Annotated in this window: 24 protein-coding genes; 10 read left to right on the top strand and 14 right to left on the bottom strand. The window is 56.5% G+C overall.

Features of this window, described 5'->3' with window-relative positions; all coding sequences use genetic code 11:
* The first annotated feature begins 110 nt into the window (after positions 1-110).
* Positions 111-1,541: a decarboxylating NADP(+)-dependent phosphogluconate dehydrogenase gene (gene gnd / locus JO972_RS14095; protein ID WP_309490713.1), complete on the top strand. Its 1,431-nt coding sequence runs from the start codon at positions 111-113 to the stop codon at positions 1,539-1,541.
* 100 nt (positions 1,542-1,641) lie between these two features.
* Here gnd and mgtE read toward each other — a convergent pair whose 3' ends face one another.
* The 9 genes from mgtE to JO972_RS14050 all read right to left on the bottom strand — a co-directional run bounded on the left by mgtE (position 1,642) and on the right by JO972_RS14050 (position 11,000).
* The gene (mgtE, locus tag JO972_RS14090; protein WP_309490712.1) at positions 1,642-3,027 is read right to left on the bottom strand and encodes a magnesium transporter; all 1,386 of its coding nucleotides are present in this window, start codon (positions 3,025-3,027) and stop codon (positions 1,642-1,644) included.
* Positions 3,028-3,098: 71 nt separating this feature from the next.
* Entirely contained in the window at positions 3,099-3,875 is a 777-nt protein-coding gene (locus JO972_RS14085; RefSeq protein ID WP_309490711.1) for a TPM domain-containing protein, read from the bottom strand.
* 3 nt (positions 3,876-3,878) lie between these two features.
* Positions 3,879-4,496: a TPM domain-containing protein gene (locus tag JO972_RS14080; RefSeq protein ID WP_309490710.1), complete on the bottom strand. Its 618-nt coding sequence runs from the start codon at positions 4,494-4,496 to the stop codon at positions 3,879-3,881.
* A 50-nt stretch (positions 4,497-4,546) separates the two neighbouring features.
* Positions 4,547-6,304: a hypothetical protein gene (locus JO972_RS14075; RefSeq protein WP_309490709.1), complete on the bottom strand. Its 1,758-nt coding sequence runs from the start codon at positions 6,302-6,304 to the stop codon at positions 4,547-4,549.
* A 26-nt stretch (positions 6,305-6,330) separates the two neighbouring features.
* A complete protein-coding gene (locus JO972_RS14070; protein WP_309490708.1) occupies positions 6,331-7,623 on the bottom strand; it encodes a 3-deoxy-D-manno-octulosonic acid transferase in 1,293 nt (430 codons plus the stop codon).
* Positions 7,624-7,652: 29 nt separating this feature from the next.
* Entirely contained in the window at positions 7,653-8,198 is a 546-nt protein-coding gene (gene rsmD / locus JO972_RS14065; protein ID WP_309490707.1) for a 16S rRNA (guanine(966)-N(2))-methyltransferase RsmD, read from the bottom strand.
* Positions 8,185-9,741, bottom strand: a complete 1,557-nt coding sequence (locus tag JO972_RS14060; RefSeq protein ID WP_309490706.1) for an AsmA family protein — start codon at positions 9,739-9,741, stop codon at positions 8,185-8,187. Before JO972_RS14060 ends, rsmD begins: the two co-directional genes overlap by 14 nt.
* A 9-nt stretch (positions 9,742-9,750) precedes the next feature.
* Positions 9,751-10,461: a hypothetical protein gene (locus JO972_RS14055; RefSeq protein ID WP_309490705.1), complete on the bottom strand. Its 711-nt coding sequence runs from the start codon at positions 10,459-10,461 to the stop codon at positions 9,751-9,753.
* Between the two features lie 125 nt (positions 10,462-10,586).
* Positions 10,587-11,000, bottom strand: coding sequence for a hypothetical protein (locus tag JO972_RS14050; RefSeq protein WP_309490704.1), 414 nt, complete (start codon positions 10,998-11,000; stop codon positions 10,587-10,589).
* 147 nt (positions 11,001-11,147) lie between these two features.
* Between JO972_RS14050 and JO972_RS14045 the strand changes: the two genes are divergently transcribed.
* Entirely contained in the window at positions 11,148-11,897 is a 750-nt protein-coding gene (locus JO972_RS14045) for a rhomboid family intramembrane serine protease (RefSeq protein ID WP_309490703.1), read from the top strand.
* Here JO972_RS14045 and JO972_RS14040 read toward each other — a convergent pair.
* Positions 11,884-12,408 carry a cob(I)yrinic acid a,c-diamide adenosyltransferase gene (locus tag JO972_RS14040; RefSeq protein ID WP_309490702.1) on the bottom strand — a complete coding sequence of 175 codons (525 nt, stop codon included), beginning with the start codon at positions 12,406-12,408 and terminating at the stop codon, positions 11,884-11,886. The genes JO972_RS14045 and JO972_RS14040 overlap by 14 nt on opposite strands.
* 69 nt (positions 12,409-12,477) lie before the next feature.
* Between JO972_RS14040 and JO972_RS14035 the strand changes: the two genes are divergently transcribed.
* The 5 genes from JO972_RS14035 to JO972_RS14015 all read left to right on the top strand — a co-directional run bounded on the left by JO972_RS14035 (position 12,478) and on the right by JO972_RS14015 (position 17,129).
* Entirely contained in the window at positions 12,478-13,392 is a 915-nt protein-coding gene (locus JO972_RS14035; RefSeq protein ID WP_309490701.1) for a sugar phosphate isomerase/epimerase family protein, read from the top strand.
* A gap of 47 nt (positions 13,393-13,439) precedes the next feature.
* Complete coding sequence (locus tag JO972_RS14030) at positions 13,440-14,207, top strand: 7-carboxy-7-deazaguanine synthase QueE (protein WP_309490700.1); 768 nt, start codon at positions 13,440-13,442, stop codon at positions 14,205-14,207.
* A gap of 52 nt (positions 14,208-14,259) precedes the next feature.
* Positions 14,260-14,757, top strand: a complete 498-nt coding sequence (locus JO972_RS14025; protein ID WP_309490699.1) for a hypothetical protein — start codon at positions 14,260-14,262, stop codon at positions 14,755-14,757.
* Between the two features lie 131 nt (positions 14,758-14,888).
* Positions 14,889-15,971: a type IV pilus twitching motility protein PilT gene (locus JO972_RS14020; RefSeq protein WP_309490698.1), complete on the top strand. Its 1,083-nt coding sequence runs from the start codon at positions 14,889-14,891 to the stop codon at positions 15,969-15,971.
* Between the two features lie 48 nt (positions 15,972-16,019).
* Positions 16,020-17,129, top strand: coding sequence for a type IV pilus twitching motility protein PilT (locus JO972_RS14015; protein WP_309490697.1), 1,110 nt, complete (start codon positions 16,020-16,022; stop codon positions 17,127-17,129).
* Between the two features lie 16 nt (positions 17,130-17,145).
* On the opposite strand, the gene JO972_RS14010 is transcribed toward JO972_RS14015, so the two are convergent.
* A complete protein-coding gene (locus JO972_RS14010; RefSeq protein ID WP_309490696.1) occupies positions 17,146-17,838 on the bottom strand; it encodes a DUF4230 domain-containing protein in 693 nt (230 codons plus the stop codon).
* A gap of 98 nt (positions 17,839-17,936) precedes the next feature.
* On the opposite strand from JO972_RS14010, the gene JO972_RS14005 reads away from it, so the two are divergent.
* Together JO972_RS14005 and dusB are read left to right on the top strand one after the other, a co-directional pair.
* A complete protein-coding gene (locus JO972_RS14005; RefSeq protein WP_309490695.1) occupies positions 17,937-18,617 on the top strand; it encodes a hypothetical protein in 681 nt (226 codons plus the stop codon).
* Between the two features lie 51 nt (positions 18,618-18,668).
* On the top strand, positions 18,669-19,664 hold the full coding sequence (gene dusB / locus JO972_RS14000) for a tRNA dihydrouridine synthase DusB (protein ID WP_309490694.1): 996 nt from the start codon (positions 18,669-18,671) through the stop codon (positions 19,662-19,664).
* A 10-nt stretch (positions 19,665-19,674) separates the two neighbouring features.
* Here the strand turns inward: dusB and JO972_RS13995 are convergent, their stop codons facing one another.
* On the bottom strand, positions 19,675-20,325 hold the full coding sequence (locus tag JO972_RS13995; protein ID WP_309490693.1) for a DUF502 domain-containing protein: 651 nt from the start codon (positions 20,323-20,325) through the stop codon (positions 19,675-19,677).
* Between the two features lie 199 nt (positions 20,326-20,524).
* Between JO972_RS13995 and JO972_RS13990 the strand changes: the two genes are divergently transcribed.
* Positions 20,525-21,901: a GDSL-type esterase/lipase family protein gene (locus JO972_RS13990; protein ID WP_309490692.1), complete on the top strand. Its 1,377-nt coding sequence runs from the start codon at positions 20,525-20,527 to the stop codon at positions 21,899-21,901.
* A gap of 37 nt (positions 21,902-21,938) precedes the next feature.
* On the opposite strand, the gene JO972_RS13985 is transcribed toward JO972_RS13990, so the two are convergent.
* Complete coding sequence (locus tag JO972_RS13985) at positions 21,939-24,029, bottom strand: penicillin-binding transpeptidase domain-containing protein (protein ID WP_309490691.1); 2,091 nt, start codon at positions 24,027-24,029, stop codon at positions 21,939-21,941.
* Between the two features lie 197 nt (positions 24,030-24,226).
* Positions 24,227-24,841, bottom strand: a complete 615-nt coding sequence (locus tag JO972_RS13980) for a hypothetical protein (protein ID WP_309490690.1) — start codon at positions 24,839-24,841, stop codon at positions 24,227-24,229.
* Positions 24,842-24,859: the final 18 nt, after the last annotated feature.

The following is a 24,859-nucleotide window of genomic DNA, read 5'->3' as shown; positions in this document are numbered from 1 at the left end:
GTTGTCCTTTTTAGCCCACAAACGCGCAATCTCTAGCCTAATCTGTCGCAAGTTCGCATTGCTTCGCGTCGTCGCCCGTGGATAATGCGCGCTCAACCAACTCAATATTTATGGAAAAATCTGACTTTGGCCTGATTGGCCTCGCTGTCATGGGACAAAACCTTGTCCTCAACGTCGAAAGCCGCGGCTTTCAAGTGTCTGTCTACAACCGCACCACATCCACGATGGAGGAATTCATCGCGGAGAACCCCGATAAGAAACTCGTCGGCTGCGAAACACTCGAAGAATTCGTCAACAGCCTCGCCAGCCCACGCAAGATCCAGATCATGGTGAAGGCCGGAGCTCCTGTCGATGCGGTGATCGAGTCACTCATCCCACTACTCGACGAAGGTGACATCATCATCGATGGTGGCAACTCGCTCTACACGGATACCGAGCGTCGCGACAAATACTGCGCGGAAGCCGGAATGCGTTTCATCGGCGCCGGCGTGTCCGGTGGTGAAGAAGGTGCTCTCAAAGGCCCATCCATCATGCCCGGCGGACCTGAGTCCACCTGGGAAGTGATGAAGCCCATCTTCGAATCCATCTCTGCGAAAGTCGACGGCGAACCATGCGTGGTTCACATCGGCGAAGGTGGTGCAGGCCACTTCGTCAAGATGGTGCACAACGGCATCGAATACGGTGACATGCAGCTGATCTGCGAAGCTTACAACATCTTCAAAGCCGCCGGCTTCTCCAACGAGGAACTGGCTGATATCTTCGCTGACTGGAACGAGGGCGACCTCGAGTCCTTCCTGATCGAAATCACCGCCAACATCTTCAAACAAAAAGACCCTGAGACCGGCAAAGACATCGTCGACCTCATCGTCGACAAAGCGGGCCAAAAAGGCACCGGCCGTTGGACTGTCATGGGCTCCGTGGAGCAAGCCGTTCCCTTCTCCACCATCGCTGGTTCAGTCGAAGCCCGTATTCTCTCCTCCATGCGCGACCAGCGCAAGGTGGCATCCGGCATCCTCGAAGGACCTAGCAACTGGGACTTCAACCTCGAAATGAGCAAGGAAGACCTGGTGAAGAAAGTGCGCAACGCGCTCTACGCTTCCAAGATCGTTTCCTACGCTCAGGGGCTCGACCTCATTTCCAAAGTCGGCGCCGACAAAGGTTGGGACCTCAACCTTGGTGAGATCGCTAAGATCTGGCGTGGTGGCTGCATCATCCGTGCACGTTTCCTCAACCGCATCACCGAGGCCTACACTGCCGACACTCCTCCAACCAACCTGATGCTCGCCCCATTCTTCACCGAGATCCTCAACCAAGGTCAGAGCGACTGGCGTGAAGTAGTGGCCCTGGCCGCCACCAACGGCATCCCTGTTCCATCCTTCGGTGGATCACTGGCATACTACGATGCCTACCGTGCCGAGCGCCTGCCAGCCAACCTGCTGCAAGCCCAGCGTGACTTCTTCGGAGCACACACCTACGAGCGCACCGACAAGCCAGAAGGCGAGTTCTTCCACACCGAAGACTGGCCTGAGCTGATCGGTTAATTCCGAAAAGGAACCTTCTAACAAATGGCGAAGTGGTTAGTCCGCTTCGCCATTTTTTTGTGTGCCCTGTCATGCTCTTCCCCGTTGGAAAAAATGCAGGTTAGACGAGATGGGTCATCGCCAGATTGGCGAGGCTGAGTACGAGGAAGAAGCCGCTCATATCGGTGCAGGTGGTCAGGATGGGTCCCGATGCCAGAGCGGGATCCACTTTAAATCGCTTCAGCAACAAGGGCACCAAACCTCCCACGGTCACGGAGAAGATGGTGTTCAGCATCAAGGCTCCGCCAATGACCAGACCGAGAAAGACGCTGCCTTTCCAGACCGCAGCGATCGCTCCCAGTACAAAACCTAACACCATTCCATTATTCATGCCCAACCAGACCTCCTTCAGGAAAACTCGGAGGTAATCGCGAGGTTGGATGATCCCCAGTGTGAGCTCCCGGATCGTCACCGCTCCCGCCTGGTTCCCCGAGCAACCGCTCATATCCGACACCATGGGAAGGAAAACAGCCAAGGCAATCACCGACTGCAGCGTGTCCTCATAGCTGGCAATGATACTGGCAGCTAACAGGTTCAAAAGAATGTTCGGCCCCAACCATGCCAAACGCCTGCTGCAGCGTTCGATCAATGGCATACTCCGCAGCTCCTCCCCGCCGACGATCCCCCGGGACTTCAAGTAATCGTCTGTCTGCGTTTCGGACAAAGCTTCGTTCACTGCCGCCCGAGAAACGATACCTTTCAGTCGACCATTTTCATCCACCACGGGGAATGCCAGGTAATTTCTGTTTTCAAACAAATCCTGAAGTTCCTCCAGCTCAGTATCCACCCGAGTGCATACTGGCGACGGGATCATCAGCTCACTGATACACAGGTCTCTGCGTCCGAGCACCAAGTTTCTCAAAGCCAGCACCCCGGTGAGCTGCATGCTGTGATCGGTGACATAAAAATACTGCACCTCATCATCGGAATAGTTCCCTGCATTATTTCCCAGTTCCGCCAGCACATCCGCCACGGTGGCATCCTGGGGAAAGGACACCACTTGGTCCGACATCAGACCGCCGGCACTATCTCTAGCATAACCAGCACGCTCACGAAGGTCCATGGACTCATCGGCGTCATCGATCTCCGAGAGAATCGCCTCCGAACTGCGATCATTCAGTTCGCGGAGTAAATCACCACTGACATCCGCCGGCAGTTCCTCTAGCACGTCTGCCGCCAGGTCGGCCTGCATCTCTTCCAACATCTCGACTGCCTGAGGCTCAGCGAGGTTCTCGATGAGATCCGCGGTCTCGTCCACGGGGAGCAGTCGGCATAGCCGTTCGCGTCGATCCAGGTTCAACTGGCTAACAATCCGGCGCTGATCATCGACGGTCGCAGACGCCAGAATATCGTGAGCCGCCCCGGCATCACTAGCTTCGATCGCTTCGACCAATCGTTTCCAACGTGCAGGCAGATCGGTTTCCTTGGGGAGTGGTGCTTCGGTCATAGTTCGGGTTCTTTGCCCCAAACTTACACAGAAGCCTGTGCCGCACAAAGCCAGCACTTCAAAATTTGGGACTATTGACGGTAGTGCACCACGATACCGCTGCCACCGCTGTGAGGTCCCAAAAAGCGCTCACGCCACACCGTTTCAGGAAACCTGAAGTTGCGCCGGCGAGATTTGATTTTGCGCACAATGAAAACGATCACAATGAGGCTGAGGATCAGACCGATGCCGGCGGCCACGGCGAGCAGTTTCATCAGCTTGCGTTTGTGAAGGTAGGCATCGGTAAGTTCGCCGCGTTTCTCGATTTGCTTTTCCGCCGACCGTTGATGGGTGGCTAACAGGAAGCGGAGCTCGTTCGGACATTCCCGGCATGCTGTGAAAAGGATCTCTTTCTCCCCGCTTTCACGTCGGGAGCGACGAACCGCTTGGGCGATTGCCAGATCGATCGATGGTTGCGGCACCTCAATGCCCCCCGCCTCGGCCAACACTCCCGCATCCGAATCGCGCTGATAGAAAACCACACACCACATCGGCGCACGTGACCACTTTTCCCCCAATGCACGGGCGTAAGCCTTTGCGCCCATCGCTGGTGCACGATCGACGACAACCAGATAAACATCCACCTGCTGCTCAATAAAACGCCGACCGAGATCGCGCTGCAACGCCTCCCGTTCATCGACACTGAGTAAACGGCTGTCGTCTAAAATATGATCCATCGGTCGCGATGGCAGCTCTTTGGCGGCGGCTGGACCTTGTGCCATCACCGAGACGCAAGCGAACAGCATCAACAAAGCCCCCAGACAGACGAAAAGTCGCTGGCTTAGCTGTCGCGATGCACTCGGTTTCATAACTTACTTGATCTTGATGATATTGCGGACCTTCTGTGATTCTTTGCTGAGCAATGATTCCACTCCCTGCACATAGCCTAACAAAGCTTCGCGATAATCTTCGTTGTTGAGTTGGGGGGAGATATCCGTCAGTAATTTTTCCCAACCACTATCCTCCATGAAGGCCTCGATGGCATAGCCGGGGGTCACCGATGCGATACCGCGCTCGACATCGACAATCAGGAGGATGCTCCACGCGCGGTCGATCTCGGTCTGTCCCTCTTGCAGGATGCAGGCATTCATCATCCAGAAGCCAAACTCTGGCAGCTTCACTTCTTCGCCCAGGCGCACCATGCAGAAATACAGTTTCACCTGGGGAAACATGGCCGAGACCCGGTCGCTGGCTGCGATCACCGCACTGCGCGTTTGGTCATCCGTCACACCGGCGTGATCCATCAGACACTCCAGCACAGGTGGCGTGTAGTTAAACTGCCGCACAGTGCTGTGTGCATCAAACCCACAATGGGGGCATTGCTCGGCCCGCTCCTTGAAACGTTTCAAGCAGGAAGGACAAACGATCGTTGCCCGGCAGAAAATCCGGGCAGGATAGCGCTTGGTTTTCTGCTTTGTTCCCTCGGACACGTTGGATCAATGGTAGCGGTGGTCAATCTGATCGAGCTAAGCCGTCCGGGTTACGACTTCGGCTCAGCTGTGTCGTCGTCCGGTTTTGCAGGTTCAGCCGGAGCTTCTGGCTGTTCCGATTTCTCCGGAGCGACATCAGCGTTTTCGATCGCTTTGGTCAGCTCTTTCGGTGGCTCGTTTGCCTTCGGGCTTTTCTTTGCCGGCTTTTCTTGCGGGGATTTTTGGGCGGCTTTCTTCGCCGATTTTTTACCCGCCGGCTTGTCCAGCTCTTTGGCCGCGTGCAAGGTGCCATCGGCGAACAACAGAACAAAGCCCTCGTTGATCAGCCAGTGCAGATCGTGATACCACTGGTGGCGCGTTTCATCATCGATATCTTCGGGGAGAATGCTCTTCCACATGGCATCGATATTGCCGCCTGGGGTGTCGGTGACCCACTTGAACATAACAGTGGGGCGATCGGCCATGACCAGATCCTTGGAGACCTGTTTGGGCCGTGACGGGCCACAGTGCAGGCGTTTTTTCCATTTGAAAACGGCCAAGTGTCTGCCGCTCATTTGGCGACAGAGGATGGAAGCCAGTTCACCTGGGTAGCGACGGGCTTCGGTGACGGTATTCTTCTGCAGGGCGAGCAAGCCGGGGCTGATCAGCTTCGCGGAAATGTTCCCCGAAGCGGACATGATCTTGCCCGTTTCGTATTCTTTCTCAAAGCCATGCGCGAGGAAATGCGCTTCCACATCGCGGCGGCTGTCGAGGATGGCCACCGTTTCTTCCACGGCTGGTGTTGGGGTTTCTGCAGTTTCAGCGGGAGTTTCGCTCTCGCTGCTTTCGCCGGTAGGTTCCTCGGCGGCAGGAGCTTCTTCGGGGGGAGTCGACTCAGCTTGGGCAGTGTCCTCTGCGGCACCTTTTGTTACAGCTGCCGCTTCTGTCGGTTCTGCCTTCGGACGCCAGCGCAGTTGTTTGGTCATGCTATCCAACCATTCCTGCACCGCCTCTTCACCGTGCTCGATGACGATGCGTTGTTTGTATTTCTCAAGGGACATATTCGAGAATTTCTCCCGATGCAGGTCCATGATGTTCTGCTGATAGGCGTGGTGGTTGGGTGGGCCGATCAGGGTGCGACTGATGCCACAGCGGGCAACCGATTGAAAATTCCCTGACGGTGGTTCAACTTCGGAGACTTCTTCCTCATAGTATTTGGCAAGTCCACCTTGGTTCCAAAAATGATCGAGACACTCTTTCTGATAGAGCCAAACCGAATGATCACTGCGGCTGCGGTAAAGGGGCTCTTTTTCGCTTTCGAAAATAACGTTGTAGCGTTCGTTGCCACCTAACACCAACCAGGCCAGATCGAAGACCGAGTGGGTTCTTCCGGTAGCGGAAATTTGTTTGGCCATGGCGTCGAGACCATCCTCGATGGGCATGATCCGAGCTTTGATGCCGTCCGGAGCCTGCACTTGGGGTGGACGTTGGCGTCTTTCGCGCCCTTGTCCGCCGCCACCACGTGCGTCACGTCTGCGGTCACCGCCGCGTTGCTGGCGATCATCGCGTTTCCCACGAGGTTCACGGCGTCCGCCGCCTTTGCGGTCGTCACCACTGCGCCCCCCTTCTTTACGACCACCGCCTTTGGACCGCTGTCCCTTGTCAGCCGAATCGTAACGACGTGGTTGTTGCTCTTTCTTCGCCCATGCGGGACCGAAGTTCAGAGCAGTGAGATCTGGCAAGGCTTGTTCTTTTTTAGCAGGTTTCTTGCTCCCGGTGTCTGCGGGCTTTTTGGGTTCTGCGTCTGGGGCTGATTCGTTGTCACTCATGGGCGTAGCTACTGTGGCATGATCCGTCATCTAACGGAAGCATTCAAATACACCAGATCGATGGTTTTTTCCACTGCATTTTCATGCACAGCCAGCACCTCTGTGGCCGATCCGGTAAGTCTTTCTCTGGCGGCGGAATCGTTGAGCAAGGATTTCACTTCAGCGGCCAAGGTATCCGCTGAGCCTAACACCTTCACCCCCTGACTCTCACGCAGCATCGAGATCAAAGGTTCAAAGTTACCCATGTGGGGCCCACAAATCACCGGCACCTGGGCAATAATCGCCTCGGCTGGGTTCTGCCCACCCTCACCGAGCCAGCTTTTTCCAATCACCACGATGTCGGCGTGGGCCGTCCAATCGCGAAGCTCGCCTGTGGTATCGGCCACTAAGCAGGCTTTGTGGGGTCGGTTAGGCCGATGATAATCACTGCGCAGGATTACCTCGTAGCCAATGGATTTGAGATCGGCGGCAACGGCGGCGCGGCGTTCGGCGTGCCGAGGCACCACCAAGAACAAAGCGTCTGGCTGAGCCTCCATGACGGCCTGACCAATCAATTTCTCCTCACCCGCATGGGTGCTGGCGGCGAGAACCACGGGTCGACCGGGGCCAAAGTCATCGAGCATTTGCTGGAATTCAGACCGACGCCGTGGAGCTTTGCCTCCCGAGGGGTCGAACTTGATGCTACCGGTGACATGCAATTTGTCCGGATCGATTCCGAGTTGAGCAAAGCGTTTGGCATCTCCCTCATTCTGCACAGCAAAGGTATCGATCATCGCGAAGAGCGGACGAACAAGGCCTGAGACTTTGTGAAAACGTGCCTCGGATCGCTTCGACAAGCGGGCATTCACCATGGCCACGGGGATGCCAGCGAGCCTGGCGGTGTTGAGTAAATTCGGCCAAGCCTCGGCCTCGATCAACACGATTTGGCGAGGCGAGAAACGGCGGAATACCGAGCGCAGAATGAAACCAAAGTCCAGCGGGCTGTAGATCACTCGGACGCGGTCGGGTGCTTTTTCCTTGGCCACCGCCAAGCCGGTGGAAGTGGTCGCAGCCAGTAGCAGCTTATCGTCGGGATGCCTGGCCAGCCACGACTCGATCAACTTCACCGCGATCAGCACCTCACCGACACTGACGGCATGGATGTAGACCACATGGTTCGGCTCGCAATCGGCGCGGGCTTTGAATCGGCCGAAACGCTGCAACAAACCTGTGCCATAGCCTCCGCGCTTCCACATCTTCAACAACCACGCCGGAAAGGCGACAATGAAGAAAATGGGCAAGAGGCAGTTATAAATAAAAAGAACCGTAGAACGCGACATGATGAGGACGGGTGGAAACTAGACGATGATTAACGTTGGTAAAACAAAATCCCACAGCCTCCGTAGCGGCGAGAATCCAACAATTTCCACCCATTTTCATCCTCCCGCTGATTGGCAGGTGGATCCTCGACAATTAACAGCCCGTCATCAGCCATCAGCCCCGGCAGCGTTTCGTCCTGCAGCAGCTCGGACACGAAATCCCGGTCGGCTGCATTCTTGTAATAAGGAGGGTCGGCAAAAACGAGATCGTATTTCCCCCCTGCCCCTTGCAAGAAACGTGAAACATCTTGGTGAATTGCCTTCCCATTTTTCAGACCCAGCGCGGTGAGGTTTTTCCGAATGACGGCGAAGGCTTCACGACTGGCATCCACGGAATCACAGCTGGCGGCACCGCGACTCAGGCACTCCAGCCCAAGCGCTCCGGAGCCGGCAAAAAGATCCAAGACCCTGGCACCTGCAACACGCTGCCCCAGGATGGAAAACAAGGCTTCGCGCAGTCTGTCGGTGCTCGGTCTAGCCACCGATCCTGGCACGGTGATGGATCGGCTGCCTGCTGTGCCACTAATGATTCTCATGGTATCGTGTATTCAGTAATTCTTGATTGGGAAGCGGTTTCAGCTCCACGCCCTCCTCGCTCATCTCCACACGGATGAAGTGCATCACGGAGGCCAGCGCCTGCCATAGTGGGACGTCGGTGTGCTGAGCGCTGAGATCGACTTGGGGATCGATTAAACTCCCCCTGACATAGATATCGCGATATTGCCGATCGGGGGTATCGAGATCCTCCCACCAGCGCCGGCGACTCACCATGCCGGCACCGATCATGGCATTCTTCAGCACCACGGCGAGCTCGGGAGAAGCGACCAGGCGGGTGACCGAGTTCACGCCCTCGTGCAGGGAAACTGAGCCATTTCCCAAAACTGAAAGATCCTCACCGATCACACGCACCGAGCTCCAGCGGAACCGTCCCTGCTGAAACATGGCAGGGACTGAGACTTCATCGAAGCGGATGACATTGTTGCCATGCAGTTCTTTCAACTCCACCTGGCTCGCCTGCGCCACCATCCCAGCGCGCCATGACATGGGATGGGTGACCGAACCTGTGATCTGCAGCCGACCCGATGCCTGCTCCGCTTTCACATCCGCAGCGAAGCGCTCCAGCCACGGCAGCTGGTCCACGGCTTGGGGGGGCATCGAGAGATCGATCAAAAACGGACGCATTCCGCTCAGGTTCAACTGGGCCAGGCCTTTGACTTTCAGACCTCCCAGGTCGATGCTTTGGGGTTCAATTTCCAAGTAGGGACGCTTCCAAACCACTTTCTGCTCGATTCCAGCAAGACGCTCGATTCCCGGGACCTTGAGCTCGGCTATGCGGACCAGGCCTTCGGCATCTTCACCGAAAATTGGCAGGTCGAGATCCAGACCATTGACATCGAGCAGCTCGATTCCCTTCGCAAGGGAAACCAACTCCACTCGAGCGTCGGTGACCACCACCCGGATGGGCAATCCGGCAGGCGGGCGAGCTTGCTCTGCGGTCGTTTGAGTCTCCTTCGACTTTGGCTTCTTCGCCACTGTCGGCTTCGGCTGTTTCGGTGACGAGCTTGGCTGGGAGGGCGTTTTGGCGGTCGGTTTCGGCGGTGTGGTTGCAGGCTCGGTTTTCGGCTGCACCTGCACCACCTCCTGGGGGCTCGACTGGGACGCGATCGCCGCAAGCATTTCCACCGAAAGCATCACCTTGGGACGCTGCATGGTCACCTCACGAGGTCGGGCATGACCACGGAAGAGAGGCCCCCAATGTGGCTGGATCTGGATTTCCTCCACCTCCAGCAATGGTTGGTCCAGCTTTTCGCGCAGCGCATCCGGCTGCAGCATGCTGGCCCCTTTGACAGTAAATCCATTCCATGGCGACCAGCTCATGGAATCGACCGCCCAGTCCATGCCGGTCCGCTCCTTGAGCTTTCTCTCCGCCATGGCGGTGCCCCATGGGGAACTCAACCAGAGATTTGATGCGGCATAGCCAATCAGAGTGAGCAGCAGGAGCCAGTAGCCGATTTTGAAAAACCGGCGTCGTCTGAGCGGTGCGGAACGCCCTTCGTCTCGTGGCGTGGGCTCGCTCATGATCGAAGCTTACTTCTTAGGTGGGGCAAAGCGGATCACCAAGCTTTTATCTGCCAAACGGTGACCGGAAGTGCTTTCTTGAAGACGGTAGATCAGGATGCAGTGCTTGCCGTCCTTGTATTTCCCAATCGCCAAGTTTTCCTTGGTGGAGATGAATTCGGTGCTGTTTTCATAGCGCCACTCGTGTCCGGCCCACGCGCCAAGAATGCTGCGCGGTTCGGCATCGATGTCCTCGATGCGCTCAAGCTCACCGTTGGGCGACTTGAACGTGTCTGTTTTGGGATCGAAACGCAGCAGGGAAATCTGCATGCCGACGCCACTGACGCGGATCATCCACTCGCCGGGCTTGGGTTCCTCGAGACGAATCACCACCTGCTGGACAGCTTTAAATTGGCGGGCATCCCAGAGTTTAAGATATTCGGCATATTCCTCCTTGGTCAGCCCCAAGTTTTCGTGCCATGGCAGTGGGACCCCTGGCTTGGCATCCTTGGCGAACTCCTTGTGCCATTCAGGATTGGCCTTCGCCGCGGCCTGAACTTTGGAAATGTATTTGTTGATCTCCTTCGGTGGCACGATCGCGCCGACTTCACCTTTAACGGCGTTGTCCACGGTAAGATAGGGAGCCAGCAACTCGGGAGATTTGGAAGCTGCGTGGGTCAGGCCAGAACCAGCACAAATCATGGCAAAGCAGGCAGACAGGGTAATCTTCAGAAAATTCATAAGCTTGATGGGATATTGCCTCGTGGAGAGGAGCCGCAAGTTAGCGGGATAAGGGGTAAGTGCAAGTGCCAATGCGAGCGAGATCGCCGACCGGAATCGCCCGATCAATACGCACACCACAGCCCCTACTTATCACTCGATCCGGTGGCAAAGGCACGCAGGGCCATCCCCGCTCCAGCAGCCACCATGCACAAAATCATCAGCAGGTGCGTGGTTTTCATATCGAGCACAAAGCGGATCCGACTGAGAATCTCGATGGCAATCACCGCCAAGCCCAGCCCAGCAAGCCACCAGGCCCACTTCTTTGCCGCGTCAAAAAACAATACCCCCACTCCGATCAGGAAGGGCAGAAACACGATCCCCATAGATGTGGTTTCCATACCTTGGCGACCACGACCGATCATGCCGGAGACCCAGCCAAAGTGGCCCGACTGCACGCGCACGGAGTCGAGAAAAAGATACATCCCCAGCGCCATCAGCACCAAACCGCCGCCCATCAAAAATGAGCCGGATCCTCCTTCACTGCCACCAGGTTTCATGCCGAGACATCTAGCAAGGCTCTCGGAGCAATGCAATCTCTGATCGAGCCATGGATCTTCTGCCCGCCGACACTTCCCTCTTGCCCGCATCGCTGTTTAGAAACATGCTGCGCCCGCCATTCCCCTTCGTGAACCATGCGCTTACCGATGAAATTTCAATACCCGCCTGAAAACCCCGCCGATGCCGGCCCGGCCATGCGCTCCCGGCTCTACGAGCGCTTTCCGGACTTGCTCCCGGTGGTGACCTACGGCGTGCTGCTCTGGTGCGCCTCGGTCTTCCTGCTGCTGAACCGTGGCGGCAGTGAAATGGTCGACCAGGAAGGCCTGATCCGCTCGCTGGGTGCGATCAGCCTGAAAGAACTCTACGAAGGGCGCTGGTGGGGCCTGATCACCTCCGCCTTCGTGCACCAGCAGATGTTCCATGTGTTCTTCAACATGTATTGGCTGGTTCGCTTCGGCACCTTGATGGAGCGAGGTCTCGGCAGCTGGAAAACGCTGGCCTTTTTCCTCGCCGCAGCCTTGGTCAGCTCGGCGTGGCAGATCATGGCATCGCCGGCTGGCGGCATTGGATTCTCCGGTGTAGTTTATGCCATGGGTGGCTTTATGTGGGGCGCTTGGCCCCGGTTCACCGGCTTCCTCGAAGGTTTCAACGGCTCCACCCTGCGATGGTTCCTGATTTGGCAGATCTTCTGTTTCTTCCTCTCGATGGGCAATATCATCCCGATTGGCAACACGGCGCACATTTCCGGCATGGCCTTCGGTTTCCTCGTCGGCCTCTGGGCCTGTCGTGGCACCAAACGCGGCTGGGGTTGGCTGGCGGCCTCCATTTTCATGGCAGCTTCCGCCATCGTCATCGCCATTTGGCCCCTGCCGATCTTCCTCTTCATTCACCGCTAGCGGCCGCTTCCAGCTTCCGCGCCCACAGCCAGAGGATATCGGAGAGGCGATTGAGAAATTGGCAAGCCTCCGAGGACACCTCAGGCACCTGCCAGGCGCTGCGCTCGGCACGACGGCACACCGTGCGCGCCATGTCCATCCACGCCGCCGGCACACTGCCGCTGGCACCGGGTCGCACCCAGCCGTTGAACTTCGTCGGCATCTCCACGGCGATGCTTTCCAGCCAATCAACTTCAGCCTGAGTCACCGAGGGAAAACCATCCGCCAGATACTCCTCCCGTTTCGCCGCCGGCACCGACAGCAAACCCATCAGCGCCACCAAATGGGACTGAATGGTATCGATCTCCTCCACCAGCTCCGACGACAGGCCTGAAACCCGCAGCATGCCAAGTGCGGCATTGAGTTCATCGACATCACCGCAGGCCACCACCTCCGGGGCATCTTTCGGCAATCGTCCGCCATACATTGCATCGGTGAAGCCATCGTCGCCTCGCTTGGTAATAATACTCATGGGCACAGCTCTAGCATGTTGGTTGCCTATTGGCTTGCACGAAAATAGTGTCTGGTTAGCATTTTGCTCATGAACCATTCACGCAGAGGATTTCTGAAAACCACACTCGCCGCCACCGCAGCCATCACCGGAAGCCAGCTCCCGGGCTGCGCGGATCGCCCGAAGGATGCTGAGACAAAACCGGGCGGCGACCGATTCCAGCTCTCGCTCGCCGAGTGGTCGCTGCACCGCACCATCCGCAAGGGTGAGTTGAAAAACATCGATTTCCCCCGCTACGCCAAGGAAAAATTCGGCATCCACGGCGTGGAATACGTTAACAGCTTCTTCAAACAACAGGCCAAGGACATGGCCTACCTCAAGGACCTCAAGGGACGCGCCGACAGCGAAGGTGTCCGCAACGTCCTGATCATGTGCGACGGCGAAGGCCAACTGGGCGCCAAGCAGGAAAAAGCCCGCCTGCAAACTGTGGAGAACCACAAGAAGTGGGTGGAAGCGGCAAAATTCCTCGGCTGCCACTCCATCCGCGTCAACGCCGGAGGCCCCGGCTCACGCGAAGAATTGGCCAAACAAGTCATCGACGGTCTGACTCGACTCAGCACCTTCGCCAAGGACTTCGACATCAACGTGATCGTGGAAAACCACGGCGGTCTCTCCTCGGACGGAGCATGGCTGGCTGACGTGCTGAAAACAGTCGGCATGGACAACTGCGGAGCCCTGCCCGACTTCGGCAACTTCCACCAATACGATCGCTATCAGGGCATCAAGGACCTGATGCCCTACGCCAAGGGCGTCTCCGCCAAAAGCCGCGAGTTCAATGCCGAGGGCGACGAAGTGCAGACCGACTACCTGAAGGCGATGAAACTCGTCGCGGAAGCCGGCTACGAAGGTTACGTCGGGATTGAATACGAAGGAAAAACACTCTCCGAGCACGATGGCATCGTGGCCACCAAGAAACTGCTCGAGCGCGTTTTCCCACAGGTTTAACACGCATCGATGTTCCGGAGCGGCACCCGCCACCTCCCAATGAACTCATGGCCGACGCCACACTCAAACTCGCCTGCCTGAACGGACAGGCGGAGATTTTCCACAGCATCCAGGGCGAAGGTGTCAGCACCGGCTGCCCCTCGGTGTTCGTGCGTGCCTCGCTGTGCAACCTTCACTGCATCTGGTGCGATACCGATTACACCTGGAACTGGGAGGGCACACCGTGGCAGCACGAAAACGATGCCTACCCCAACTACCGGAAATTCAAAAGGGAGGAATACCTGACGGAACTGCCGGTCGAGGACGTGGCGGCCATCGTCGCCGGCTACCCCTGCCAACGGGTGATCCTGACCGGTGGCGAGCCGCTTTTGCAAGATCAGGCGTGGCAGGCACTGATGCAGCGGCTGCTGGCTGAAAACCCGGCCTACTATTTCGAAGTCGAGACCAATGGCACCCAGCTCCCCAGCGAGGGCTTCGATCAGCTGGTGCATCAATACAACGTCTCCGCCAAGCTGGCGAACTCGGGCAATGCCAAGGAGCTCCGCCGCCGGGGCGAGGCGATGCGCTTCTTTGCTCGGTCGAACAAGGCGTGGTTCAAATTTGTCATCGCCAGCGAAGACGATCTCGCCGAGGTGGAAGAACTGATCGCCGAGTATGCGCTGCCGACCGATCGCATCCTACTGATGCCGGAAGGACGCAGCGAGGAAGCCCTACAGCAACGGCGCCTCTGGCTCGCCGATCTTTGCCGCGGTCGGAACTACCGCTTTAGCGATCGGCTCCACATCCAACTCTGGGGTGCAAAAAGAGGAGTTTGAATTTCTCATCTTTTATGCAACTATCACAACGCCTAAGGGTTCAATACGCGCCATGAAACAGCAATCACCCCATCACTCCACCTCCGGAAAGCCCTCAGAAAACGCCATCGTGCCATCTGATGCCGCTGAAGAGTGGAACTCTACGGACCCTCTCTGGAAGCTGATGGATGAAGCCTCCACACCGGAGCCGAATGCTTTTTTTGCCCGCAATGTGCTGCGTGAAGTCCGCCATCTGGAAGCTAATAATGCCTCCGGCTGGAAAGCCCGTTTGGCCGCCTTCTTCACCCCACCGAAGTTGGTTCTCGGTGCCGCCGCCTGCGCTGCCGCCGCATTCATCGCCCTGCAGATGAATCCATCAAGCACCCCGGCAGCCCCCGCCGGCTCACTGGCTCAACAAGCGCCTGTGGAGCTTGACACAACTCTGGCCAGCAACGACAGCTCCGCCGTTTCAGACCTCTCCGCTCTCGTGATCGTAGAAACTCTGGACGCAGCAGCTGAAGACCCCACTATCTTCACTCGCGACGAAGTGGTTGCCATGTTAGGGCTTTAAACACAAAATATTGGCCGCAACTCGCTGACTGCGTGCCATTTGAGAAAGATAGGTTTATTTTCCTAAACTTCTCTCTTTCCAACATAAGCGAACCTGTCAGTTTAGGGAGAAACTTACTTCCTTAAACCATTATGTCTGACATTCCGGTCTACGACCACGTTGATCAATATTTATCGGTAGGTATCGAATACGGTTGCTCCGATATTCACCTACCCACCGCTTATCCACCTGCATGGCGCCGATTCGGCCAGCTCCAGCCTATCTGGGAAGCTGCCGAGCCGCTGACCTCCGAGCAGACCGAGCAGCTCACCAAGTCCTTCTTGGCCGAAAAAGAGTGGAACCGTCTGCAAGAAAAGGGCGACGTCGACTTTGCTTATCAGAATGAGCAAGGACGTTTCCGTGCCTCGGTGGTCAAACAACGTTTGGGATACGATATTTGTTTCCGTATCATCGACACCACAGTGCGCACCATGGAAGAGCTCGGCCTGCCCGTGGAATCGCTGCTGCCGCTGACACGTTACCAAAACGGACTGCTGCTGGTCACCGGCTCCGTGGGCTCGGGTAAATCCACCACCCTGGCCTCGATCGCCGATTTCATCAATACCGATCGCGAAGACCACATCCTGACACTGGAAGATCCCATTGAATACGTTCTGGAATCGAAAAACTGCCACGTCAACCAACGCGAAGTTCACACCCACACCGACTCCTTCCCGAAGGCGCTGCGCGGTGCTCTCCGTGAGGATCCGGATGTGATTGTGGTGGGGGAAATGCGCGACCTGGAGACGATCTCGCTGGCGCTGACGGCAGCGGAGACCGGTCACTTGGTGCTCGCCACCCTGCACACCGGCAACGCCCCGCGGACGCTCGACCGTATTCTCGACGTATTCCCTGTCGATCAACGGGACCAGATCCGGATCATGGTTTCCGAGTCCTTGCGCGGCATTATTTCCCAACAGCTCGTGCCCAAGTCCGACGGCACTGGCCGCGAGTTGGCGATCGAGCTGCTAGTCAACACCGCTGCAGTTTCCAACTGTATTCGTGAAGGCAAGACCTACATGCTGCCCGGCATCATGCAAACGGGTAAAAACGTCGGCATGATCACCATGGACGACTCCTTGCGTCAACTTTACGTCAAGGGAACCGTGGACCAGGAAGAAATCCTCTTCCGCAGCGAAGACAAATCACAGATGCGTGAGTTCTTCAGCATGTAATTTCCTCATTCAATTTCTATCATCTCAACACTTTAATTAACTATCGTCATGGCCGAAATCGACGCCCTATTCAGCAACCTTGTGGAAACCGGAGGATCTGACCTTCACCTCACCGAAGGCGAATACCCCAAGACCCGTGTGCACGGTGCAGTCTCCGTCATCCCCGACACGGAGCTGCTCACTCACGATCGCATCCACCGCCTGCTCAAGGAAATCTGCGATCCCAAAGCGTGGGAAATCTACATGGAAACCGGCGACCTGGACTTTGCCTACTCCATGGATGAAAAGTCCCGCTTCCGCTGTAACTACCTGAAACAACGTAACGGACTCTCCGCGGTGTTCCGTCTGATCCCTACGGAGATCGCCAGCTTGGAAGACCTCAACATTCCTGCGGTGATCAAGCAGTTTGGTCACATGCGCTCAGGCCTGGTGCTGGTCACCGGCCCCACCGGATCAGGAAAATCCACCACCCTGGCCGCGCTGATCGATTACATTAACTCGAACTTCAACCGCCACATCGTCACCATTGAGGAGCCGATCGAATTCGTGCACCGCAACAAGAAATCCATCATCACCCAGCGTGAGGTGCCGATCCAGACACCATCATTCGCCGATGGCCTGCGCGCCGTGCTGCGTGAAGATGCCGATATCGTGCTAGTGGGTGAGATGCGGGATCTGGAAACCATTTCCCTCGCCCTGACCGCAGCCGAGACCGGCCTGTTAGTCTTCGGAACCCTGCACACCAACAACGCCCGTAAAACCGTCGACCGTATTGTCGACGTCTTCCCTGCCGATCAGCAGAGTCAGGTCCGCACCATGTTGGCAGCCTCCCTGCGAGGTGTCGTTGCCCAGCTGCTGATGAAGCGCTGTGACAAACCTGGCCGTGCCGCGGTGAATGAAATCATGTTCGCCAACACTGCCGTCTCCGCGATTATCCGTGAGGGGGCCACTCAGAAGCTCTACGATGTCATCATCGGTGGTAAAGCCGAAGGCATGCAGTTCATGGATGAAGCCATCTGGGATAAACTCCAGTCCGGTATGGTCACTCCACAGGAGGCCTACATGAAAGCGATCGATAAGACCCGCTTTAAGAAATTCCTCCCACAGGATCTTGCCCACCTCGGAGATGCCTCCGGAGACAGCCCTCTGGAGCACTAAACATTGCTCCAAATCATTAGGGCAGCTGGTTTTTCCACTGCCCTTCTTTTATCTCCCCGCTTAAGCGATCGTTGATCCGGCGCAGCATCACTTGTTCGGCCTCCTTACCGATATCGCTGCGCTCGGCATCGCGGCGGGCTTGATTTTTTAAGTAATTGAAGGCCGAGGCATGATCCTCGGGGCTGAGCCGATTCAGCGTTCCGCTCTCGGCGTAGTAGATTTCTAGATCGCCGATCGGTTCACAGCTGAGAACCTTCCCCTGCGGCAAATCGCCCTCCACCTTTCCCTCGAGAATCCCCCACTGGCCACCTTCGGTCAGGTCGAAGCCGGCTTTCACCAGGAAATCACCGCGCACGATCAGCAGCTTGTTGCTCCCCATCCAGGTGGTTTCAAATTTGGTGATCGCTTGGGTTTTCCGCTGCACCAGCGCGAGCTCACCAATCTCAGACTTTTCCAAAACGGCGGTGGAGCCGTGCACGGTCACTTCAGTGCCAAAAACGCCGGACAAAGCCTCGGCAAGCTGATGGACCGGGGCTGTCGTCGGCTTGGAGACGAAATAGTAGAAGCTCGCAAAGCCGGCTACTGTTAGCAGCGAAAGCCCACCGAACAGGGCCCAGATCCACGACGCTCGCGATTTTTTCACCACCACGCGGTCCTTGGTCGCCTCACGGGGGGTGCTTTCGGCCGTAGCCTCATCGACAGTTTCCATGCTGCTAATCTACCTAATTTGCGGCATTTGTCTTACAAAAACGTCGAGGCCTCACTCATTCCACTTGAAACTTGAAACCGCAACCAAGAGAGTGAGGCATGGCACTCAACGAACCTTGGTCGATCAAATCACGCGCCCACACCTGCAGCGTGACGGAGAAGAAGTTCACTGATGGCGAAACTTTCTACACCGCCCTCTACCCCGACCCGGAATCCAGCGGCTACATCCGCCGGGACTTCAGCGAGGACGCCTGGGACAGCCTGGGAGCCGATGCCGATCAGCCGTTTTCCTTCTGGGGCAGCGTCTACCATGCGCCGGTGAAGGAAGAAACCGTCGAAGTCACCGAGGAGAGCCCGGAGGACCTGCTTCGCCGACTGGTGGAGGAAGACGAGGAGCACACCGAAAGCGTACGCTACATTCTCGCGGTGATGTTAGAACGGAAGAAACAACTGGTGGAGGCCGACTCCCAACACACCCCCACGGGCATCCTCCGCATTTACGAACACCGGAAGTCCGGCGATGTCTTCATCGTCAAGGACCCGAACATCCCCCTCTCGGAAATCGACAGCGTGCAGCAAGACATCGCCGATCTACTGGAAAGTGGAGGGCGAAAAAAAGCAGAGGAAGAGCCGCAGGAGACCGATCATGAGGAAAACGAAAGCGACCAAAACGTCGATTCCGAACCAACAGAAGCAAAATCCCCCGAACCCACTGCGAGCTCCGACGACGAAGCCAAGGACGAAGCGCCCGCCGCGGACTCGACAAAGGACGACGCCTAGGCTAAGCCCCGCGCCCACCGCCTCATTTCAAGTCACTCACCCACTTTAACCATGTCCAGCCTCCCTTGGTTCTCCGATAACAAATTTCCCCTCTACCTCGCCCCGATGGCTGGGGTCACTGACGTGGTGTTCCGCAGCATCTGCAAAGAGCTCGGAGCCGATGTCATGGTGACGGAATTTGTTTCCGCCGAGGGCATCATCCGCCAAGACGACCGAACACGGAAATACACCGAGTTCACCGACGGTCAACGCCCCTGTGGCGTGCAGCTGTTCGGCGGTGATGGCGAACGCATGGGCGAGGCTGCTAAGAAAATCATCGACTGGAAACAGCCGGACTTCATCGACATCAACTTCGGCTGCCCCGTCAATAAGGTGGTGGCCAAAAATGGTGGTTCATCCCTGCTGAAATGCTGTGACTCGCTCGCCAGCGTGGCCTCAGGCGTGGCCAAAGCGGTAGGCGATCAAGTCCCCGTCACCGCCAAGATTCGCATTGGCTGGGATGAAAAAAACATCAACGCCCCTGAAGTCTGCCGCATCCTCCAAGAGGAAGGCATGCAGGCGATCTCCATTCACGGCCGCACCCGCGCCCAAGGATACCGCGGCGAGGCGAACTGGGATGTCATCGACGCCTGCGCTCGCGAGGTCTCCGTCCCGGTGGTTGGAAATGGCGACATCTGCTCTGGAGAAGACGTTAAATTACGCCGTGAAACCACCGCCGTTTCCGGTGTGATGATCGGTCGCGCCGCGATGCAGAATCCATGGGTCTTCCGCGAAGCCAAGCACTACCTCACCACCGGAGAACACCCGGAGCCGGTGGCCGTCACCGAGCGATGGAAGATGATTATCCGCCACTGCAGCATGGCCATGGAATCGGATCGCTACGGCAATGAGCGGCAAACTATCATGGCCATGCGCTCCCGCCTGATGACCTACTGCAAAGGATTCCCCGGCGCTAAACCTCTGCGTCAGCGGCTCTGCACCGTGTCCTCCCTGCAAGAGGTCAAGGACGTCGCTGCGGAGTATTTGCAAGAACTCTGCGAAGCCTGATAGGCTGGCTTTATTTGATCTCCTGATTGAACGAGGCAGGAGCCACCAAGCCGGCTGATAGAATCATCTTGCTGGCCTCTTCCAGAGTCATCTCACTGTCCTGCACCTTGTCATCATCAATGATCACAATAAACCCGGTCATGGGGTTGGGGCTGGTGGGCAGGAACACGGTGGTGACATCCTTGCCAGTTTGCGCATCGTGATAATTCCCTGTGACGAAGCCTAACATCCGGCAGCCTGGGCTGGGGTATTCCACATACGCCGCACTTTTGAATTTACGATCGCCACCGAGGTTCCGCAGGGCATCGACAAATTGTTTCAAGGCCGAGTAGATAAAGCCAAGATAGGGAATCCGCTCCATCGCCGAGTTCATCCAGTGCAAGACTCTCCTGCCGGGGGTGTTCGCCACGGCAAAGCCAATCAGGAACAAGAGCATCACCGGGATCAAGAAACGCACGAAGTTCGAGCCGTAGAAGGCAAAGTGCTCGGAGGTCAAGTCCTCACCGGATCGCAGCAAGTTCAGTGCCTTGAGCGACAGACCGATCATGTGGTCGCCCACGCTCAGCAGGATTTTGTAAATTAATACCAGCAGCCAGATGGTGCCGACCACCGGGACGACGGCGGCCAGTCCAGTCAAAAGCAAGCCCATCCATCTTCGCATGAGAGGATGTTTGCTAGGCTTCATCTCTCCGATGGGAGAAAGATCTTCCGGTGGTGTCTCTTGGCTTTCCTCAGGCATTTGATCTGACTGACTATGGTGCAGGTATTTTCAGACTGCAATGATTTCTGTTACCTAGAGCACTTTTAACCAAGTGCCAGCTCCCGACTTGCGTCCACGATCATACAGTTTACACTGAACTATGACTCAACAGCAAAAATCCTCGCTCTGGGCTCAACTCGCCCTTGCCATCATGATGCTGACTCATCTGCAAGCGGCTCCGCTGAAGATCATGACCATTGGCGACAGCTTGACGGAAGAGTATTACTACGAGTTCCCATTCTCAGCGCCCTCCTCCACTCCATTGCTAGGATTTGCGAACACCATGAACTGGGTGGAAATCCTCTCCCAGCAAAGATCTGCAGACCTTGACTTTGGCGATTATGAATCCGAGTGGCCATTTGGCTACTCCGATTGGCGACAGGCCGGACACGAATACAACTTCGGCATCCCTGGTTACGATACCGAAATGTGGATGACTGTGCTAGACCCTCTTAGCTCTGACGATTACCTACTCTCTTACCGAACTCTTGTGGCAATGCGCGACCTCTACTCCGATATGGACGTGGTGGTCATCATGGTCGGCGGCAATGATGTGAATTTTCAATACAGTGATCTCTATGACGCTACGCCAGGTGATGCCTTTTCCGTGAGCTTCATCGATGGGGTGATCACGAACCTGACCGCCTTGGTGGATGAAGTCCGAGGCTACGACAGCTCCGTCCCCATTGTCCTCGCCAATGTGCCGGACTTGGGGGCGACACCTGACATTATCTTGGATCACCCGGATGCAACCAAACGAGCCAATGCGTCGGCCATCGTCAACAACCTCAATGCCGCAGTTTCCGCACTGGCCGCCAACCGAGGCCTCACGTTGGCTCCTATATCAGACCTCACGGACCAGCTATTATCATCAGACCCGATTTACATTGGAGCTCATCAGATGATCAAAGACAAGGACCCTGATGAGGATAACCGGCCACATTATTTATTTTGCTGGAAAGGACTCCACCCCTCCACCAATGGACAGTCGGTGATCGCCAATATCCTGATCGACGCCATCAACACGGCGACCAGCAGCAGTATCGAATCGTTACAAAGCCGTGAAATCCTCTCCGATCTCATGGACTTGGACCCCGATCAGCTGTATCTTGACTGGGCTACCGCACAAGGGCTGACGGACAGCAGTATGAATGCCGATGCTGATCGTGACGGCATCCCTAACATCGGTGAATATCTCCTAGACCTCAATCCCTTGGTGGTGAACACCGACCACTATGCCTCGCTGGGAAATATCGGAGGGGAAGATTTTCTGACCATGGATTACAGCCTCAATGAAGACGCCCAACGACTAGTCACCGCGGAAGTAAAATACTCCACGGATCTGGTCGACTGGGACAGCTTACCCAGTGGAGCCTTGATCGATCTCGGCAGTAACAGCTACCAAGTCCAACTCCCCATCGATGAGCTCTCCGCTGACCATGCATTCATGCGCATGGAGTTCAGCCTACAACCCTAGTTGAGGCGAGAAGAAGATCAGCGCAGGAAATTGGCCGCTACTCATCCTCTTCAACGGGAATGGCACGTGGCCGCGGCGGTTCAACCGTCGGTTCGTCCTCAACGGCTGGAGTATCCTGAGGGTCTTCCTCCACCACTTCAGCGCGCAGCGGGCGTGGCTCAGCTTCGCTGGGAACAAGCCCTTCGTCTTCCTCCACGAGAATCACCTTCGGCGCGGAATCGGTATCCAGCATGCCTTCATCGTCAACCTCCACGCCGCCATCATCGTCGCCTTCATCGATCACCATGGCCTTCGGTGGTGGAGCGATGGCTTTTTTGATGTCTTTCTTAAAGTGCTCAAAGAAGCTGCGCACCATCGGCGCCGCCTTGCGGCCACCACTCAAGGTTTCGTGAGGTTTTCCTTCGTAGAGAGCGGCAAAGGCATAACGAGGGTTCTCGATGGGGAAAAATCCGGCAAACCAGGCCAGTCGTTGCTCCTTGCTGGGTGGGCCCCACTGTGCGGTGCCTGTTTTGCCGCAGAGCACCGTGTAGCTGAGACTGGCGCGCTTGCCGGTGCCGTAGCTGGCGTGCACCACCTGCATCATTCCCTCTTGCACGGTTGCCACTGCGTCCGGATCGAGATTCAGGTAATTGCGGCGTTCCGGATCGTTGGAAACCAGCACGCGCCCGCTGACGTCCTGCACCTGTTTGACAAGTCGCAGCTTGGGGAGAGCTCCACCATTCGCAATGCCTGCCATCCCTTGAGCGACTTGCAGAGGTGAGGCTAACATCACCCCCTGGCCAATCGATAAGTTCGCGGTGTCGCCGTCCATCAATTTACGGCCGTGATTTTTTATCATCCACTGGTGCGTTGGGATAAGCCCCTCGGTCTCACCGATCAGAGGCAGTCCGGTTTTTGAACCAAATCCGAGCCGACTGGCCACAGAGAGGAAGGCGGTGGGTCCGGTCTGAATACCCACTTTGTAGAACCATGGGTTGCAAGATCTGGCAATTGCGCGCTTCACGTTGATTCGTCCTTCCGGAACCTTGCTCCAGTTGTGAAACCAGTGGTTGCCGATCTTAATTTTAGCCGGACAGTCGATCAAGGTGTCATCTCTGACGTCACCATTCGTCAGCGCCGTGACCGCCACGATGGGTTTAAAGGTCGAGGCGGGCGGGTAGGCCCCTTGGTAAGAGCGGGCAAAAAGCGGCGTGCCTGGATCATCGCGGAGCTTCGCATATTGATCCGTGCTGATGAATGGAATGAAATCGTTGAGGTCGAAACCTGGACGAGAGGCCATGGCCAGAACTTCGCCCGTGTGGATATCGATCACGACAAAGGCGCCACGCGAGCAATACTTCTTCAGCACCTTCTCCGCTTCCTTTTGCCAAGCCATATCGAGGGTGGTCACCACGGTTCCCCCCGGTCGTGGGCGACGCTCGTATTTTCTCAAGGCTTCGGTGCCGTCTGCTTCAAAGTCCATCCGCAGCAAACCTTCTTTGCCGGTGAGGATGTCGTTGTAGATCTTTTCCAGCCCAGCACGGCCTTCACTTCGCTCAAAGATTGGATCGCCGTAGTTGATCGGTCCTTTTTCCAACTTTCCAGAACTGCCGACATAACCAATCATGTGTGCCCCCGCATCGTGTTGAGGGTAGCTGCGCAGATAAACCGGGTGAAAAATCAGCCCCGTTATGAGCTCGCTCTCCAGGCTTTCTTTTTCCTTTTCGGAAACGACTCGCGTGTAGGGCATCGCCATCCAACGGCGGTGGCGATAGTGCTGCCAAAGTTCTTCATCTTTCACCTGCCAATCGATGTCGAACAGTTCGTTGGCCTGGGCGATCCGTTTCCGTGCCCAGTCGACCACAAAAGCGCGGTCGGCTTTTTCAAATTGGGAAAATTTCAGCGCCGGATACCAAACCACCTTGGTCTGCGCAAATGGCTCTCCATTCCGATCGGTAATCAGCCCTCGTGGGGCCGGGATGGACAGCGTCATGGTGCGGGCATCGGGTCGCACGCGAAGGGAGCCGCCCAGCCCTGCGGAGCGAGGTTCGCTGACGGCTTCTTCGATCGGCGGAGTGACAGCTGCTGCCACCGTGGGGACCTCGCTGGTTTCCTCTGCCGCCGTCTGTGCGGCTCCAGGCAACACCATGCAAGCGCAGACAAAGGCTGAAAAAAGTGCCGCCTTCCATGTTTGCCAGCCACTAGGGCGAGCAGTGAGAGTTCTGTATTCCTTCACCATCTTTCTGCCGGAATCTGACACAGATCAGGCCTAGACGCTACTCCGAATTTAGTCTGGCAATGAGAGGCTGTGCACTCATGGCTAAGCGGTTCGGTCGCGATGCCAACTTACTCGAGATAAGCTTTTAGGTCCTGTTGAGTTTTGATGGCAGCCAGCGCCTTGGCACGGGCTGCGTAGACTTGATCTTCTGCACCGATTTTCTTTGGCTTATTCGGAGTTTTTTGCAGGAGCTGGCGAAGTTCATCAGCTCCCGAGATTGCGATGCGTTTTTCCAGTGCCTTGATGCACTGCCCATCGTGGAAATACAGCCTCACTTGGCTCGCCAGATCAATGACTTCGTCTTCACCGGATGGCGTTTTCTCTCCTGTAAAACGCCATTCTTCCCTCGCGCTGTAGACGAAAAACAGGCGCCCGTTATGAAAGTAGTAGGTCTCATTGGACACGCCGTGCTCGCCGGATGCCAGTTCGTGGAGTTTTTTGAGCTCTCCATCAGCGCTGGTGTAGCGCGTAAGTTGATACTCACCGGGGCCACCATCCTCTCCCTGCTTGATTGTGGTTTTCTTCAGTTTCTTCGCCCCTTCGATCTGGGAATACCACTGGCGGATCTTACCCACTTGGGCAGCGACCTCCGCATCTGACATCTGCGCCGCCGCTTGCTGCGCCGATACCGACCCAAGCGTATTCCCCAGCAGCCATAAACTCAAACAAATCCAAGGTTTCATAGCCCTCATTTTATCATC

It is taken from the genome of Oceaniferula flava, from assembly GCF_016811075.1.
Lineage (GTDB): Bacteria > Verrucomicrobiota > Verrucomicrobiia > Verrucomicrobiales > Akkermansiaceae > Oceaniferula > Oceaniferula flava.
This window is presented reverse-complemented; position numbering and strand designations above follow the sequence as displayed.